Annotated in this window: 13 protein-coding genes and 1 pseudogene; 13 read left to right on the top strand and 1 reads right to left on the bottom strand. The window is 61.3% G+C overall.

Annotated features, from left to right (window positions below; translation table 11 throughout):
- The 3 genes from EOS_RS02395 to EOS_RS02385 all read left to right on the top strand — a co-directional run.
- On the top strand, nt 1-340 hold a 340-nt coding region (locus EOS_RS02395), incomplete at its 5' end, for a polysaccharide biosynthesis protein (protein ID WP_160312459.1).
- 9 nt (nt 341-349) lie between these two features.
- On the top strand, nt 350-1,381 hold the full coding sequence (locus tag EOS_RS02390) for a glycosyltransferase family 9 protein (RefSeq protein WP_047845009.1): 1,032 nt from the start codon (nt 350-352) through the stop codon (nt 1,379-1,381).
- Between the two features lie 371 nt (nt 1,382-1,752).
- Entirely contained in the window at nt 1,753-2,763 is a 1,011-nt protein-coding gene (locus EOS_RS02385) for a transposase (RefSeq protein ID WP_047845008.1), read from the top strand.
- 96 nt (nt 2,764-2,859) lie between these two features.
- Here EOS_RS02385 and EOS_RS02380 read toward each other — a convergent pair whose 3' ends face one another.
- Entirely contained in the window at nt 2,860-4,365 is a 1,506-nt protein-coding gene (locus EOS_RS02380; RefSeq protein ID WP_047845007.1) for a mannose-1-phosphate guanylyltransferase/mannose-6-phosphate isomerase, read from the bottom strand.
- Nucleotides 4,366-4,873: 508 nt separating this feature from the next.
- Between EOS_RS02380 and EOS_RS02375 the strand changes: the two genes are divergently transcribed.
- The 10 genes and pseudogenes from EOS_RS02375 to EOS_RS44080 form a co-directional block, all read left to right on the top strand.
- Nucleotides 4,874-6,244 (top strand): undecaprenyl-phosphate glucose phosphotransferase, encoded by a 1,371-nt coding sequence (locus EOS_RS02375; protein WP_047845006.1) that lies wholly within the window; start codon nt 4,874-4,876, stop codon nt 6,242-6,244.
- A gap of 39 nt (nt 6,245-6,283) precedes the next feature.
- On the top strand, nt 6,284-7,675 hold the full coding sequence (locus EOS_RS02370; protein ID WP_047845005.1) for a UDP-glucose dehydrogenase family protein: 1,392 nt from the start codon (nt 6,284-6,286) through the stop codon (nt 7,673-7,675).
- A 103-nt stretch (nt 7,676-7,778) separates the two neighbouring features.
- The gene (locus EOS_RS02365) at nt 7,779-8,234 is read left to right on the top strand and encodes a low molecular weight protein-tyrosine-phosphatase (RefSeq protein WP_047845004.1); all 456 of its coding nucleotides are present in this window, start codon (nt 7,779-7,781) and stop codon (nt 8,232-8,234) included.
- Nucleotides 8,228-9,403 carry a polysaccharide biosynthesis/export family protein gene (locus tag EOS_RS02360; protein ID WP_047845003.1) on the top strand — a complete coding sequence of 392 codons (1,176 nt, stop codon included), beginning with the start codon at nt 8,228-8,230 and terminating at the stop codon, nt 9,401-9,403. The genes EOS_RS02365 and EOS_RS02360 overlap by 7 nt, the downstream gene beginning before the upstream one ends.
- A 46-nt stretch (nt 9,404-9,449) precedes the next feature.
- Entirely contained in the window at nt 9,450-11,669 is a 2,220-nt protein-coding gene (locus tag EOS_RS02355) for a polysaccharide biosynthesis tyrosine autokinase (RefSeq protein ID WP_087881869.1), read from the top strand.
- A 42-nt stretch (nt 11,670-11,711) separates the two neighbouring features.
- On the top strand, nt 11,712-12,698 hold the full coding sequence (locus EOS_RS02350) for a glycosyltransferase family 2 protein (protein ID WP_047845012.1): 987 nt from the start codon (nt 11,712-11,714) through the stop codon (nt 12,696-12,698).
- A gap of 56 nt (nt 12,699-12,754) precedes the next feature.
- Complete coding sequence (locus EOS_RS02345) at nt 12,755-13,912, top strand: glycosyltransferase (protein ID WP_082163190.1); 1,158 nt, start codon at nt 12,755-12,757, stop codon at nt 13,910-13,912.
- Nucleotides 13,913-13,915: 3 nt separating this feature from the next.
- Nucleotides 13,916-15,454, top strand: coding sequence for a glucose-6-phosphate isomerase (locus EOS_RS02340; RefSeq protein ID WP_047845001.1), 1,539 nt, complete (start codon nt 13,916-13,918; stop codon nt 15,452-15,454).
- Complete coding sequence (locus EOS_RS02335) at nt 15,451-16,731, top strand: glycosyltransferase family 4 protein (protein WP_047845000.1); 1,281 nt, start codon at nt 15,451-15,453, stop codon at nt 16,729-16,731. The genes EOS_RS02340 and EOS_RS02335 overlap by 4 nt, the downstream gene beginning before the upstream one ends.
- Nucleotides 16,732-16,783: 52 nt before the next feature.
- Nucleotides 16,784-16,927 (top strand): annotated as a pseudogene (locus EOS_RS44080) (glycosyltransferase family 1 protein); the annotation flags it as partial.

The following is a 16,927-nucleotide window of genomic DNA, read 5'->3' as shown; positions in this document are numbered from 1 at the left end:
CGTGGATCTGGCGCGCGACCTGATTCGCTTGTATGGGTTCTCGGAGGAGCAGATCCGGATCGTGTTCACGGGCTTGCGGCCGGGCGAGAAGCTCTATGAAGAACTACTCGCGGACGACGAAACGACCACCCGCACACCGCATCCGAAACTGCGGATCGCGCAGGCGCGGGGCGTGCCGAATCACTTCCTCGATGAACTGCTGCCATGGCTGATGCAGCATCGCGTCTTGGCCGATGACGAAGTACGCCGCGATCTGCGTCGCTGGGTGCCGGAATATCAGACGACCATGTCGCCGGCTTTGACGAGCGTCCCGCCGCTGCGCGTGGGTTCAACAAACTGATCACTGCCGATGTTGCTGGACGATGCCTCCGCGTTGACGAATCCCGGGTCCCTGCTCTCGCCGCACGACGAGATCGTGGCGCCCTACGATCTCGAAGTGACCGATAGCCCCGCCGCGGGCTATCGCGCGCTCGGGCTTTCAAATGGCATTTGCAATGCCGCGCTAGCTGAATTCAATGCGGATTACGCGGCGGCGTCGCGCATACATGTAATTAATGGCATGGGTGTGACACTCGGCGATTCAGTCATTGGCCTTACTGCGCTTATCGCCATCAAGACGCGGTTTCCGCATATTTCTTTCAGGATTTATCGTCCGGCTCATGCGCCGGGCTATGTAAAGCGCCTGTACGAGCTTGCCGCGGCACTATTGGGTTCCATCGTCGATTTGCCGGTAAAGTTTGATGCTATTCCTCACGAAGAATTACGCGTGGACGTTGGTAATCATTTGTTCTGGCCGAAGTTCGCCACGCTGCCGATGATCGACTTTTTTCTCGGCGCAATGGGGATAAAGGCCGACGAGATTCCCGCCGCGGATAAGCGCAATCACTGGCTGCAGAAATTGGCGCTGCCCCGGCCTCAGGGGTTAACGGGCGACTATGTATTGTTATGCCCGACTGCCAGTACGCCCGTGCGCAGCATTCCGGGCTCGGTGCGCGCGGACTTCGTAGAGGCGCTGTGGCAGCGCTTCAGGCGGCCCGTGGCGGGTTTCGGCGCTATTGATCACCCTGGCTACACCGATCTCACGCCACACACGCCTGATACCGCGGATTTCATCGCGTGGATCAAACACGCTTCCTATCTGGTGACGCCGGATACCGCGGCTGTCCATATAGCCGCCGGCTTCGATATCCCGACTACGGCGGTTTTCACGACCATCGCACCGGATTTGCGCGTGCGCGACTATCCGCGCTGCAAGGCGGTTTTACTTCCGCTTCCTGAATTGGAAGGCATCCAGGCGAGTAATCGGGCAACGGACATGGAACTGATCGAACGTGCTTATCGGGCGCTAAAAATCGATGCTGATTTTTATGGATTTGCTTAACTAACGCTTAGCCCATTGAGTCAAGTGGCAAGCATCAAAATCGGAATAAATTACCCGAAGGTGTAAGAATTTTTTCTCATAAAAGCCGCTGAAAATCTACTACTTTGTCATATTCGGGCAAACCATTAGGGTGGTATGCTTCCTGCACATAATCTTCATACTCAAGCATTACGATGTTTTGTGCGCTTCTTTGGAACCTGATCTGCACCAGCTAGCGGATTTGATGCAGATTGCATGCACCAACTTGTGGTTTTCAGCAAACGTTTGCGAACACCCCGAATTTCTTGATTCAGCCGTCTTGTGGGTAGAAACAACGCCTGCTACGTTTGGTTCAACATTCGCAGCGCAGTCCGACTGCATGGAGCAACGCAATGTTTTTTGACGAACTCAGCAATGAAGAGTGGGCAATGGTTGCCTCTCTGGTCGCCGAAGGCGAAGTCCGTGAACACCGGCGCGGCCGTCCGCGTGCGCACCCGCGCACGATCGTGAATGCCGTGCTGTGGATCCTGACCACCGGCGAAACCTGGTCGAAGCTGCCCAGTCACTATCCGACCGTGCCCACCTGCCGCCGTCGTTTCAACGACTGGCAAATGAACGGCACGCTGATCGAAATGGTGACGCGGCTCGCTTCGCGTGGCCGGTCCTTCGCCATCGTGCCGTCCATGCCGGCCGAAGCGCCGCCGCGCCCGGCACAGCCTACGTACGAATGCGATCGCCTGCGCGGTGTGTTCTGGCAGAACCCCGAGTCGTGGGGCGGTGCTGACGGAAGCAGCGAAAACGCGGTGGACGCGCTGTTCGCCGCCGTTCCGCGGCGGCTCGCCGAAGCGCACGACGTGGCGCGCGCCAATGCGCCCACGCCGTTGTCGCCGAGCCGGGCGGCCATGGTCAACAACGCTTCGCGTGCCGTGCATCGCGAGAGCTCCGGCACTTATGCGCGGTCCCATTCCGTCGACCCCTCGCCAATGGCCTTTGAGCCCGACTGCGCCCCCGTGCATGACGGCCACGGTTACGTGATCTATGCCATCGCGCGGCCGGTTGCGGGCAGCATGTTCCGCGGCTGGGCTGAAATCGTGAAGGATGGACGGCGGGTGGAACGTTCGGGCCTGATCGGTCCGCGCTACGAACACGCCGAGGAAGCAGCCGCGTACGCGCTCGAATGGTCGCGCAGATGGATCGCGGCGCAATCCACGCGCATGACCCATCCCGTGCAGGCCAACGCGGACGCGCCTCATAGTGTGGCGCCAGCCGTGGCTCCATCGAACCAGGCTTCCAACCACACGTCGAACCACGCTTCCAGCCACGTCGAGAACGATCCCCAGCATGAGCGCACCGCAGCGCCGGAGCGCGTTGAGGTGCGCCGCTATGCGGACGTGCAGGGCTAACGCTGGATAGTGCACGGGGTCAGGTCTCGTCTGTGTCTCTTTGATTTGATTTGAAACGCCGTGCGGCGCGTCTGAATCACGCGCCGCACGGTTTTTTCATTGCCGGCCGTACTTGTCGTCGAAGCGGACGATATCGTCTTCGCCCAGATACGTACCCGACTGCACCTCGATCATTTCAAGCGGCATCTTGCCCGGGTTCTCAAGCCGGTGTTGCACGCCGATCGGAATGTAGGTGGACTCGTTTTCCGCGAGAATAAACGTCTCAGTGCCGCGCGTGACGAGCGCGGTGCCACGGACCACGACCCAATGTTCGGCGCGGTGATGATGCATCTGCAGCGACAGCCGCGCGCCCGGTTTCACCACGATCCGCTTGACCTGGAAGCGCTCGCCGTTATCGATGGAATCGTAATGGCCCCACGGCCGATGCACCTTGCGATGATCCGCCGCCTCCTTGCCTTGCTCCGCCTTGATGCGCCCGACGATCGCCTTCACGTCCTGCACGCACTCCTTGTCCGCGACGAGAATCGCATCGGCCGTTTCCACGATTACCAGGTTATGAGTGCCCACGCACGCGATCAGCCGGCCTTCGGAGTGCGCATAAGTGGATGACGAACCCTGGAACATCACGCGGCCGCGCGCGACGTTCTCTTCGCCGTCCTTCGGCAGGATCTTCCAGATCGCGTCCCATGAACCCACGTCCGACCAGCCGGCGTTGAGCGGCACGACTGCGCCCGAGCAGACGCTCTGATCGCTCCCAAGCTGCTCCATGACGGCATAGTCGATCGAGTCCGAGGGCGAAGCGGCGAATGCCTGTTTGTCGAGCCGGAAGAACTCGCCGTCGTGCGTGCCGGCATCGCAGGCGCTAAGGCAGGCAGCATGAATGGCGGGCTGGAAGTGCTCGATGGCCTTAAGCCAGACTGAAGCACGCACGATGAAAATCCCCGCGTTCCACCAGTATTCGCCTGAGCTGACGTACTGGCGCGCCAGTTCGAGATGGGGTTTCTCCACGAACTTCTCGAGCTGCCACGCGCCGGAGCTAAGCATCTGCTGGCCCACCTTGATGTAGCCGTAGCCCGTTTCCGCATGCGTCGGCACGATGCACATCGTGACAATCGAGCCGTCTTGCGCGCACTTCGCGCCTGCACCGATGGCCTTGTGAAATGCTTCGCTATCCGTAACAACGTGATCTGCCGGCATCACGACGAGAATGGCGTCTTCTCCGGCTGCCATCGCGTGCATGGCGGCCACAGTCAGCGCGGGCGCCGTATTGCGCGCCACGGGTTCAAGCACGAGATGCGCGCGGCGTCCGCCGGCACGCAGCTGGTCCGCGGTCGTGAAGCGATGATCCTCGCCACACACAATGATCGCGTCGTCGATACGCGCGCTGCCGTAGGTCAGCCCATCGAGACGCTGTGCGGTGGACTGCAGCAGCGACTGGTCACCGATCAAACCAATCAACTGCTTGGGGAAATGCTCGCGCGACATGGGCCACAGGCGTGTGCCCGCGCCACCGGCCAGGATGACCGGCTGGATTCTGAGTTTCGTTTCGGTGGCGGCCGGGGTGAGCGGTGTGCTGATAAGTGTCGTGTCGAGAGCGGTCATGACGAGGGGACTCCTTGAGCTTGATCGGATATTGCAATTTTTAGCACGTACTAAATAGCTGATAAATCAAAAAACCGGAAAATAATCACTAAATATATCCAAACAGGTAACTTCGTAATTAAACGTAACGGGAATACGCGCCTGAATTTTTTTCTTACTTATCAGGAATTTTTTCTCGAAAATTAATTGCTTAGAATTCGGTGGAGAGCCTTTGTGGAGAAGGCTCAGTAGATATGTAACATTCTGAAAAAAATTCGTTCATGCAGCGGTTCCGAACTGCTGCTTAGGCCTCCCGGGCCGCTTCATGACAAAAATAAATACGCTCAAAAACACGAATTAACACGCGCATTATTTTGCGGTTGCAGCATGAATTTAATTCCAGCCTTATACGGGTATGTACCAAGGCGACGGGCGCTCTCGTTTCTCCGTCTTTGCTTCCGCTGTTTTGCGAAGCGACTGAGTCAAGCGGGATTGAGCCGACCGTGTCTTTCCACCCGAGGTGTCTTACATGTTGAGCGTGCTTTCGAGAATGATCGACATTGCCATGGTCGCGCTGGGCGCGCTCCTCGCCGCGTCGATACACGCGGGAAATGCCGTCTGGCTCGACGATATGCAAAGCACGCTGCTGGCGTTCAACTGCGTGCTGGTGATCATGACGTTCCCGTCGTTCGGCATCTACAGCTCGTGGCGCGGCAAGCCCGTGTACGACCTGCTGTGGCGCGTGACGCTGGCGTGGTTGATGGTTGAAGGCGCGGGTGTGCTGCTGACTTTCAGCGTGCATCGTGCGGATTTGTTGTCGCGGTTGTGGCTGTTGTATTGGGGCGTGGCGGCAGCGGCTTTGCTGATGCTCTCGAAGGCGGTCGTGCATGCAACGCTCAAGTCGATCCGTCGCGAAGGTTTCAATCAGAAGGCCGTCGCAATTGTTGGCGCTGCGCCGTACGGGCAGTTCCTGATCGAGCAGATGCGCAGCCGTCCCGAGGCAGGTTTCAGCCCGGTATACGTGTTCGATGAAACCTTCCCGGAGGGCACGCTTGCCGGCGTGCCGGTGAGCCGCGATCTGGCCGACCTCACGCTGCTGGTGCGTGGCCGTGCGATTCGCGAACTGTGGCTGGCCTTGCCGATCTCGCAGGAACGGACCATCCACAAGCTCGTCACGGAATTCCGCGACGACTTCGTGAACATCCGTTTCATTCCGGACGTGCGCAGCCTGTCGTTCTTCAACCATGCCGTGGTCGATCTGCTCGGTGTGCCGGCCATCAACCTGGCCGCGTCGCCGATCACGGACCTCAAGGTGCTGCCGAAGCGGGTGTTCGACCGCTTGTTCGCAGCAGGCGTGCTGCTGTGCCTCGCGCCGTTGCTGATCGTGCTCGCGGTGGCCGTGAAGATGTCTTCGCCGGGACCGGTGTTCTTCAAACAGAAGCGCAAGGGAATCGACGGTAACGAGTTCGAGATCTACAAGTTTCGTTCAATGAAGGTTCACCAGGAGACAGCCGGTCACGTCACGCAAGCGAAGAAGGGCGACAAGCGCGTGACGCGTGTGGGCGCCTTCCTGCGCCGCACCAGCCTGGACGAGTTGCCGCAGTTCATCAACGTGCTGCGAGGTGAGATGTCGGTGGTCGGCCCGCGCCCGCACGCGCTCGAACATGACGACATCTACAAGGACCTCGTGAAGGGCTACATGTACCGGTATCGGATCAAACCCGGCATCACCGGCTGGGCGCAGGTGAATGGTTTTCGCGGCGAGACCGACCGTATCGAAAAGATGATGGGACGCGTGAAACTCGATCTGTATTACATGCAGCACTGGACCTTCGGACTCGACATGAAGATCGTTGCAATGACTTTGTGGAAGGGTTTCGCCGGTGCCAACGCTTACTAAGAACGCTTTGAAAAATTTGCCAACCCTGGAGCGCGAGCTATGAAACTCACCATCATCGGTAGCGGCTATGTAGGCCTCGTGACGGGCGCGTGTCTGGCCGACATCGGTAACGACGTGCTGTGCCTCGATCTCGACGAACGCAAGATCGCGATCCTGAACGGCGGCGGCGTGCCGATCCACGAGCCGGGCCTGCAAGACGTGATCGCGCGTAATCGCGCGGCCGGCCGCCTGACCTTTTCCACCGATGTCAAGGCTGCGGTCGAACACGGCGAAGTGCTGTTTATCGCGGTAGGCACGCCCTCGGACGAGGACGGTTCCGCCGATCTGCAATACGTGCTCGCGGCGGCGCGCGATATCGGCCGTTATATGAACAACTTCAAGGTGATCGTCGACAAGTCGACGGTGCCGGTGGGCACCGCACGTCGCGTGAAGGCGGCGATCGATCAGGAGCTCGCGACACGCGGTGTGCAGCACATGTTCTCGGTCGTATCGAACCCCGAGTTCCTGAAAGAGGGCGCGGCTATTGACGACTTCACGCGGCCCGATCGCATCGTGCTGGGTTGCGACGACGACGTCCCCGGTGAACGCGCACGTGAGCGCATGAAGCGCCTGTACTCGCCGTTTAACCGCAATCACGAACGCACGCTTTACATGGATGTGCGCTCCGCTGAATTCACCAAGTACGCGGCTAACGCCATGCTCGCCACGCGTATCTCGTTCATGAACGAACTCGCAAATTTTGCGGATCGCGTGGGTGCGGATATTGAAGCGGTGCGTCGCGGGATCGGCTCGGATCCGCGGATTGGCTACGACTTCCTGTATGCCGGCTGCGGTTACGGCGGCTCGTGTTTTCCGAAGGACGTGCGTTCGCTGATCCAGACGGCGGGCGAGTACGACGAGCAGATGGAAATCCTGAAGGCCGTGACGTCGGTGAACGAGGCGCAGAAACAAACCCTCGCCAACAAGATCGTGGCGCGTCTTGGCGACGATCTGCGCGGCAAGAAGTTTGCGTTGTGGGGTCTTGCATTCAAGCCCAATACCGACGACATGCGCGACGCCCCGAGCCGCGTGTTGATCGCGGCGTTGCTGGAACGCGGTGCATCGATCAGCGCCTACGATCCGGTCGCAACAGACGAAGCGCGCCGCGTGATCGCACTGGATCTGCGCGACACCCCCGAGCAACTCTCGCGTCTCACCTACGCGAACGATCACACCGAAGTACTCGATAACGCCGACGCGCTGATCATTGTGACGGAGTGGAAGGTGTTCAAGAGCCCGGACTTCGACGGTATGAAACGCCGTCTGAAGACCCCGTTGATCTTTGACGGTCGCAATCTCTACGAGCCGGAAACCATGAACGAGATCGGCGTGGAGTATCACGCGATCGGACGCGGCGTCCGGCAGGCAGTGAAGGCTTCCGTCACGGCCTGACCTGGCTCAAACAAAAACAACATCGACACACTCAGGCGCTGCAAGCGTGGCTCGGCTGAAGGACCCGATGCCGCGCACTGCGCCGCTTTAACGGATACAACCCATGTTTCAAAGTGTCTTGATTGTCTGCCATGCGAACGTCTGCCGAAGCCCTGCTGCGGAAATGCTGTTCCGCGCCTACGCCGGCAAGTTAGCGGGAAAACAGCCAAGACGCCCGATCGAATTTCGCTCTGCCGGACTCTTTGCTCAGGACGGCCGCAACATCGATCCGACGATGTACCGCCTGCTGGCGGAGCGCGACGTCGATCCATCGGGACATTCTGCACGCCGGCTCGACGAGTCCATGGCGCGCGCCGCCGAGTTGATTCTCGTGCCCGAAAGAAAGCAGATTGCCGCGATTGAAAAGATGGCCCCGCACACACGCGGCAAGGTACATCTGCTCGGCAAGTGGGAAGACTCTGAAGTGGCCGATCCATACGGCGGCCACGAAACTGCCTATCGCGAGAGCTTCGGGCTAATCGAACGTCTGGTCCAGGGATGGCTGAATAAAATATGGTGAACCGGTCTGTAGTCTTATCTGTTTCCGTGGTCTTTTCGCTGACGACTTTTCTGTCGGCTTGCGGCGCCTTGCCGGGTTATAACCTGAACACGTCGCGCCTGAACGACACCGATCCCACGCCGACCGCGACCTATCCGGTGCACCTGATCACGGCCGACGTGATCATGCAGCAAAACCGGCCGGGTCCGGCACCGCTGCTGCCGCCCGCACGTTTCGCGGACCCGGCGCAATACGTGTATCGCGTAGCGCCCCAGGACGTTCTCGGCATCACGATCTGGGATCACCCGGAGCTCACCACGCAGCAGGGGCAGACCTTGTCGGCGGGCGGCAACACCACGCAAACGGTCGCCGGTGCGCTCGCGCAGCCGTATACCACCGCGTTGCCCGGACAGGCCGATCCGTTCGGCCAGACCGTCTCGCCGGATGGCACGATCTATTTTCCGTTCGTTGGCAAGTTCCGCGTGGCGGGCAAGACCGCGGGCGAGATTCGCGATCAGCTCGCAGCGGGCTTGTCGCCGTACCTGAAGAAACCGCAAGTCGACGTACGCGTGCTTGCTTATCGCAGCCAGAAGGTCTCGGTGACGGGCGAAGTGAAGTCACCTGGACCGCTCGCGATGAGCGACGTGCCGCTCACGCTGGTCGACGCGATCACGCGCTCGGGCGGTACGAACGCCGACGCCGATCTGCAGCGCGTGCGCCTCACGCGCAACGGCAAACTATACGAGCTCGATGCCGACGGCGTGCTCGACCGCGGCGAGATTTCGCAAAACGTGATGCTGCAATCGGGCGACATTGTCAACGTGCCGGACCGCACCGACAGCCGCGTGTTCGTGATGGGCGAAGTCAAGACGCCGGTGCCTGTCTCCATCAACAAGGGCCGTCTGACTATCGCCGACGCACTGACGCAAGCCGGCGGCATCCTGGACACGGATGCAAACGCGCGGCAGATCTACGTGGTGCGCGGCGCGCGCGAGAAGCCGACCTCGCCGGACATCTACAGGCTTGACCTGACGCAGCCGGATTCGCTGCTGCTGTCCACACAGTTCCAGCTTCGCCCGCTCGACGTGGTGTACGTGGGCACGGCCGGCGCGGTGCAGTTCAACCGTCTGGTCAATCAGGTTCTGCCGACCTTGACGACGATCTTCTACTTGAAGCAACTGACGCGATGAGCGCTTTCTACAGCGTTGAATGCATCGAACCAACCGGGATTGAATCGTGAGCACGCCACATTCCTATCAGGGCAAGACCGAAGAAGAGGACGTCGTCCTCGGGCAATTGCTGCAGGTGATCCTCGACGACATCTGGTGGCTGATCGGGACCGCGGCCTTCATCATTCTTGCCGCGGCCGCGTACTGTTACGTCGCGAAGCCGGTTTATTCGGCCGATGCGCACGTGCGCGTGGAGCAGTCCGACAACACGTCCCAGGCGCTCACGCAGACGCAGACGGGCGCCGCTATCGGCAATTCGTCGGGCGCGCTGCCGACGGACGCCGAGATCGAGATCATCAAGAGCCGCGGTGTGGTCGCGCCGGTCATCACGCAATGCAAGCTCAACTTCTCGGTGAGCCCGATGACCATACCGCTGCTCGGCAGCCTCGCTGCGCGGCTCGCCACGCCGGGCAAACCGGCGAAGCCGTGGTTCGGCATGACGTCGTATGCGTGGGGCGGCGAAGAGGCCGTGGTCGATTCGGTCGAAGTGGTCCAGCCGCTGGAAGGCGTGAAGATGACCATGACCGCGCTTGGTAACGACCGCTATTCGCTCGCAACCCCTGAAGGCGTGCCGTTGCTCGAAGGCCGCGTGGGCGAGATGGCGAAGGGCAATGGCGTATCCATCAACGTAACGAAACTGGTGGCACGTCCCGGTACGCGTTTCGAGGTGATGCGCGCCAATGACCTCGATGCCATCGCCGCATTTCAGTCGGGCATTACGGTGGTCGAACAGGGCAAGTCGACGGGCGTGATTCAAATCTCGCTCGAGAACCGCGACCCGGCGCGTGCGGCTGAAATTGCCAATGCGCTGGCCGATTCGTATCTGCTTCAGCACATTGAAAGCAAGCAGGCTGACGCGGAAAAAATGCTCGCGTTCCTGAAGAGCGAACAGCCGCGACTGAAGGGCGATCTCGAACATGCTGAAGCCGCGCTGACGGAATACCAGAGCAAGTCCGGTTCGATCAACGCAAGCGATGAAGCGAAGGTCTACCTCGAAGGCAGCATCACCTACGAAGCGCAGATCTCCGCATTGAAGCTGCAGATCGCCACGTTGAACCAGCGCTTCGAAAGCAGCCATCCGGCGCTCATCGTCGCGCAGCAGCAGCTTAGCCAACTCGAAGCGGAACGTGCGCGCTTTAGCGAGCGCTTCAAGAATCTTCCGGCATCCGAAGTAAAAGCCGTGTCGCTGCAACGCGATGCGAAGGTGGCCGAAGACATCTACGTGCTGCTGCTGAACCGCGTGCAGGAATTGTCGGTGCAGAAGGCGGGAACGGGCGGCAACGTGCATATAGTCGATGCCGCGCTGCGCCCGGGCGCGCCGATCAAACCGAAGAAGGTCCTCATCATGTCGGCGGCCGTGATCCTCGGCCTGATCCTCGGAACGGGCCTGGTGTTCCTGCGCCGCGCAATGTTCAAGGGCATCGTGGACCCGGACAAGGTCGAGCGTCTGGCCGGTTTGCCGCTGATCGGCCTTGTACCGATGAGCGTGGAGCAGGTGAAGCTCGACGCGGAAGCGAAGCGCACGGAGCGCGACCGCGATCGGGTTTCGCCCATTCTCGCGACCATGCGTCCGAACGATGTCTGCGTCGAAATCATGCGCAGCCTGCGCACCTCGCTGCAGTTCACGCTGATGGAAGCGCGCAATCACACGGTGATGCTGACGGGGCCGGCATCGGGCGTTGGCAAGAGTTTTCTCGCGGTGAATCTTGCCGTGCTGCTTGCGGCGTCGGGTAAGAAGGTGCTGCTGATCGACGCCGACATGCGCCGCGGCAAGCTGGAACGTTCCTTCGGTATCGAGCGCACGAATGGCCTCGCGGAATTGCTCGCCGGCACGATTGGACTGGAGCAGGCTATTCGCACCACACGCACGCCGTTCCTGAGTTTCATGCCGACGGGCAAGCGTCCGGAGAATCCGTCGGAGCTGCTGATGTCGCCGCGGCTGCAGCAATATCTCGACGGGCTGGGGCGCGTGTACGACGTAGTGTTCATCGATACACCGCCGGTGCTCGCCGTCACGGATGCATCGATTATCGGCAAGCTCTCGGGTACCAACTTCCTCGTGATGCGCTCGGGCGCGCACAACGAAATGGAGATCTCCGATGCCATCCGGCGCCTGCGCACGGCGGGCATTCCGCTGCACGGCGCGATCATGAACGGCATGCCGCAACGTTCGCGTGGCTACAACCGCGGACACTATGCAGCGGTCGAAGACTACTTGAACGTTTGAACGCGAGGGGAGCGCCGCATGACATCGACATCGACATCGACCCTGACCATCTCCGTGATGGTGCCGACGTATCGCCGTCCCGCTGACTTGAAGCGCTGTTTGGCGGCGTTGCGCGCGCAGGCGCGTCCTGCAGATGAAGTGCTGGTGGTGGCGCGTCCTGAGGACGAGGCGACGCATCGCGCGCTTGAAACGGAACTCGCCGAGAACAATCCGTTCGAGCTGCGCGTGATCGAGACAGGCCTGGGCGGCCAGGTCGCCGCGCTCAACCGCGGGCTGGATGCAGCGCGCAGCGACATTGTCGCGATCACCGACGACGATGCCGCGCCGCGTGCCGACTGGCTGGCGCGTATCGATGAAGCCTTCAGCCGCGATCCTGAACTCGGTGCGCTCGGTGGCCGCGACTGGGTGTTCGAACGCGGTGCGCTGCTCGATGGCGAGCGTTCGGAAGTGGGCATCATCCGCCGCACGGGCAAGATCTGCGGCAACCATCATCTCGGCGTGGGTGCGCCGCGACCGGTCTCGTTGCTAAAGGGCGCTAACATGATTTATCGACGCTCGGCGGTAGGCGGATTGCGCTTCGATACACGCCTTCGCGGCAAGGGCGCGCAACCCTGCAACGACCTCTCGTTCAGCCTGAGCGTACGGCGCACGGGCTGGAAGATGGTCTACGATCCGCGCGTTGCGGTCGATCATTTCCCCGCCGAACGTTTCGACGACAACGGTCGCGATGCGCAAACCCTGGGTGCGCTCTCGGACACCGCTTACAACCTGCATCTGGTGCTGCGCGAGCACCTCAGCCCGGTCGCACGACATGTGGCGTGGTACTGGTACGCCGCCATCGGCACCCGTGCGATGCCCGGCCTCGCGCATACGCTGCTCGCACTCGCCCGCACCCGCAACATAGCCTGCTGGACGCGTTATCGCGCGATGCGTCGAGGCGCACACGACGCCCGTCGCGACGCACAGCATGAGCCCGCTGCCTACGCGCTTGCCATGCGCGGGCGCACCGACGGCGCGAAAGCCGCATGAGCCGCGTGACGCGGGTGCGGAACTCACAACATCACGGCGACGTGGAGGCTTCCCGTATGCAAGCGACCAAAGTTCACGTGCATCTGTTTTACGGCGCAGACCCGCGGTTTTATCGCGCGGGCGAGAACATCGGCTGCCTGTACGGTTATCACCATGCGGAGTCGCCGGAGCTGACGCTGACGTATTCGCGCGACGAGCCGGAGAACAAATTCGTGCGCCTCGCGCGGCGTGGCCTGAAGGCGGTGCTCGGCTTCGACTTCATTCATACGTGGCGCAATCGCGAGGAGATTCTCGACTCGGATGTCGTGTGGACGCATACGGAGCACGAACACTTATCGGCGGCGTTGTTGCTGCTTTTGAAAGGCCGCGCTCGCGGCAATCCGATGTTGCTCGCGCAGAGCGTGTGGCTGGTCGACAAGTGGGCGGGTTTCGGCGCGCTCAGGAAGTGGGTGTACAAGAAGCTGCTCGCCCGCGCCGATGTCCTCACCACGCACGCGAGCGAAAACGCACAAATGGCGCGCGGGTATTTCAAGCGCGAGGTGGAGCAGGTTTTCTACGGTATCAACCCGCATGACTTTCCACTGCAGGAGCCCACGTCCTGGCAGCCGCATACGCCGGTGAGAATTGCAGCCATCGGTAACGATCGCGATCGCGACTGGGTGTCGCTCGCCCAGGCGTTCCGGCAGAACCCGGCGTATGAAGTGCGCATCGCGACGCGTCGACGGGTATCGAAAGCACTGCATGCAAGCAACGTAAAGATCGCGCCGGCTTTCGGCCTGAAAGCAGCGCGCGAACTCTACGACTGGGCCGACGTGATCGTGGTGCCGTTGCGACCGAACTCGCATGTCTCGGGCATAACGGTCGTGCTCGAAGCGGTGGCGCTTGGCAAGCCGGTGATCGTCTCCGATGTCGGTTCGTTGCGCGATTACTTCGGCCCTGAGCACGTGTTTTATGTGCCGCCGCACGACGTGCCCGCGTTGCAGCGCACGCTCGCTTCAATCGTCGCCGATCCCGCACTCGCACTGCAACGCGCCCAGGCCGCAAGCCGTCACTTCGCCACGCGCGATTACACGACCCGCCAGTTCGCGCTTCAGCATGTGCGCATCACGCAGGATTTCATGAGGACGCCACGCACGGACACGCCCCTGCGTTCGTCAGAAACAACGCTGCATGCCGAGCTCGGCCAAGTCACTCCTCAACGCCGGACGAACTGATCCATGAGCACACCGGCCGCCTCGCGCACGCCCAAGTATCTGGCCGATCTGATCGAGAACGGCGGCAAACCCTTGCGCGCGGGCTTTCTTGGCCTGTTCCGCGACGACCCCAAGCATTGGGTGCCGCAGACCGGGTTCTGGATGTTCACGCTGCTGCTCATCCTCGCGCATCAGGGCACGGCGCTGACGTACGGGTTTCCGGCCATGGCGACGGGCGTCGGTCTATGGCTGTATTTCAAGAGCCCCGCGCGTTATATCGGCTTCGTCTGGTGGCAGTGGTTCCTCAGTCCCGAAGTGCGCCGGCTCGCTGACTTCGCAAAGGGCGGTTTCACGCCTACCAGCCTGATCCAGATCGCTCCGGTGGTTGTGACGATGATCTGCGCCATTACAGTGGTTCGGCATTATCGTGTGCTGGCTGAGCGGCGTGGCTTGCCGGTCCTGCTGATCCTCCTGGGCCTCGCGTATGCGTACCTGATAGGCGTGATGTCCAACGGCCCGATGGCGGCCACCTACGACCTCGCTGCGTGGCTGTATCCGGTGCTGATCGGCTTTCACATCATGGTCCATGCCCGCGACTATCCGAAGTACCGCCAGGCGATCCTCGACACGTTCATCTGGGGCATGCTGTTCATGGGCGGCTACGGCCTCGTGCAGTTCTTCCTGATGCCGGGCTGGGACTCCATGTGGATGATCGGCTCGCAAATGGCATCGCAAGGCGATCCGGTCCGGCTCGGCGTACGTGTGTTCAGCACGATGAATTCATCCGGCCCGTTCGCGCTCGCCATGATGGCCGCGCTCACCTTCACCATGGCCGGCACGCAAAGCATTCGCTGGGTGGCGGGCGGGCTCGGATTCATCTCATTCGGCCTGTGCATGGTGCGCTCCACCTGGGGCGGTTGGGTCATCGCGATGGTCCTGCAACTGCTGAAGGCGAGCAACAAGGTGCGGGTGCGGATTCTGGTCGGTGCGGTGGTGCTGGCGGGACTTTCCGTGCCGCTGCTCACCTTCGGGCCGATTGCCGACAAGATGGCAACACGCCTGCAATCGATCACCAATCTCAGCGATGACAACAGCTACGCCGCGCGCAACGAGTTCTACGCGTCGTTCGCGAAGACGGCCTTCACCGACGTCTCCGGTGAAGGTTTTGGCGCGACCGGTTCATCGACGAAACTCTCGAGCTCCAACGGCGATCTCGGCAAATACGGCAGTTTCGACAGCGGCGTGATGAACGTGCCGTTCGTCCTCGGCTGGCCGGGTTCGCTGATGTATCTGGCAGGACTGGGTTTGCTGATCATGCGTGCGTTTCGCGCTTCGTTCTCGCTGCGCGATGATAAATACGCCCAAGCCTCCCTGAGCGTTGCGTTTGCGATCGTCGGCATGCTGGTGTTCACGAATACGTTCACGTCCATCGGTGGAATGATCCTCTACATGGGCCTCGGCTCGGTCCTCGCTGCCCGCCATCACATGCGGATCGAGCGTCGCCGCGCGCAAGCGCTCTTCGTACACTCCGCACACTCCCTCCCTGAAAAGGCACTCCGATGAGAATCGCCATCGTCACTCATGTCGTGCGTCACAACGACGGGCAAGGCCGCGTGAACTACGAGATCGCGCGCGCCGCATTGGCGGAGGGCCATCAGGTCACGCTGCTGGCGTCGCATGTCGCGCCGGAACTGGCGTCCGAAGCGCGCCTGCAATGGGTCGAGACCAAGGTCGGGCGCTTCTGGCCGACCAAGCTTTTCAAGCAGCAGATATTCGCGCTGAAGACCGCGTTGTGGCTCAGGTCGCACAAGAAGGAATACGACGTCCTGCATGTGAACGGGTTTATAACGTGGGCTAAAGCTGACGTGAATACGGCGCACTTCGTGCATGGCGGCTGGTTGCGCAGTCCGTACTACCCGTTCAAGCTCACCGGCGGTTTGTGGTCCGCCTACCAGGTGTTGTACAGCCGCGTGAATGCACGACTCGAACACTGGGCGTACCAGCGCTCGAAGATCATTGCTGCCGTGTCCGAGAAAGTTGCCATCGAGATTCGCGCGAACGGCGTGGCCGGCGAGCGTATCGAAGTGGTTTATAACGGCGTGGATACGCGCGCATTCAGAGCGGCCCGGATGCAGGGTGCCGACCGGAAGTCGTTCGGACTGCAGGACGATGCGTGCTTGCTGCTGTTCGTCGGCGACCTGCGCACGCCGCGCAAGAATCTCGACACTGTGCTGAAAGCGCTGGTGCAGCTTCCCGCGAATGTGCAACTGGTCGTGGCGGGTTATATCCCGGGCAGTCCTTACCCAGATGAAGCCAAGGCGCTGGGTATCGCGCATCGCGTGCATTTCCTCGGGCTGGTGAAGAACATGCCTACGCTGATGCATTCGGTCGACGCCTTCGTCTTCCCGTCGCGTTATGAAGCGATGAGCCTCTCGCTGCTCGAAGCGCTCGCGGCTGGGCTGCCCGTCATTACCGCCAAGACGGCGGGCGGGGCGGAGATTATCGGCGCGGACTGCGGCATCGTGCTCGACGATCCCGACGACGCCACCGCACTCGCCGGTGCGATTACAACGCTCGCCGATGCTCCTGAACTGCGTCGTGAAATGGGCGAAGCGGCGAGGTTGCTGGCGGATCAGTTCGGCTGGGCGCGCATGGCTCGGCGGTATCTGGATCTGTATCGAGGTTTTGCGAATCAGGCGGGCGCCGCGGCGGCGTCCGGTGAGGCACAGGCGGACGGCGGGGCAGCTAAAGCGGCGGCGCTTACGAAGAACGCGACGGTCAGTGCGGTTCCTTCTGTGGTGCCTAGCCTTACGAATCAATCACAGGCATGGCCCGTATGAGCGGTTCTACGGACATTGTTATCCATCAACCATTTCGATCAGGATCGTGGACATGAGCACGCAAACCATCAAGTCGCTGCAAATTGGAATGCACTGGTTCCCCGAGCGCGCGGGCGGTCTGGACCGGATGTATCACACGCTGGTGGGCGCGCTGCCCGGTGCGGGGGTGACGGTGCGGGGCGTGGTCGCGGGGTCG

It is taken from the genome of Caballeronia mineralivorans PML1(12) (assembly GCF_001028175.1).
Classification (GTDB): Bacteria; Pseudomonadota; Gammaproteobacteria; order Burkholderiales; family Burkholderiaceae; genus Caballeronia; species Caballeronia mineralivorans.
The sequence above is the reverse complement of the archived record's forward strand: the minus strand, read 5'-3'. Positions and strand labels throughout refer to the sequence as shown.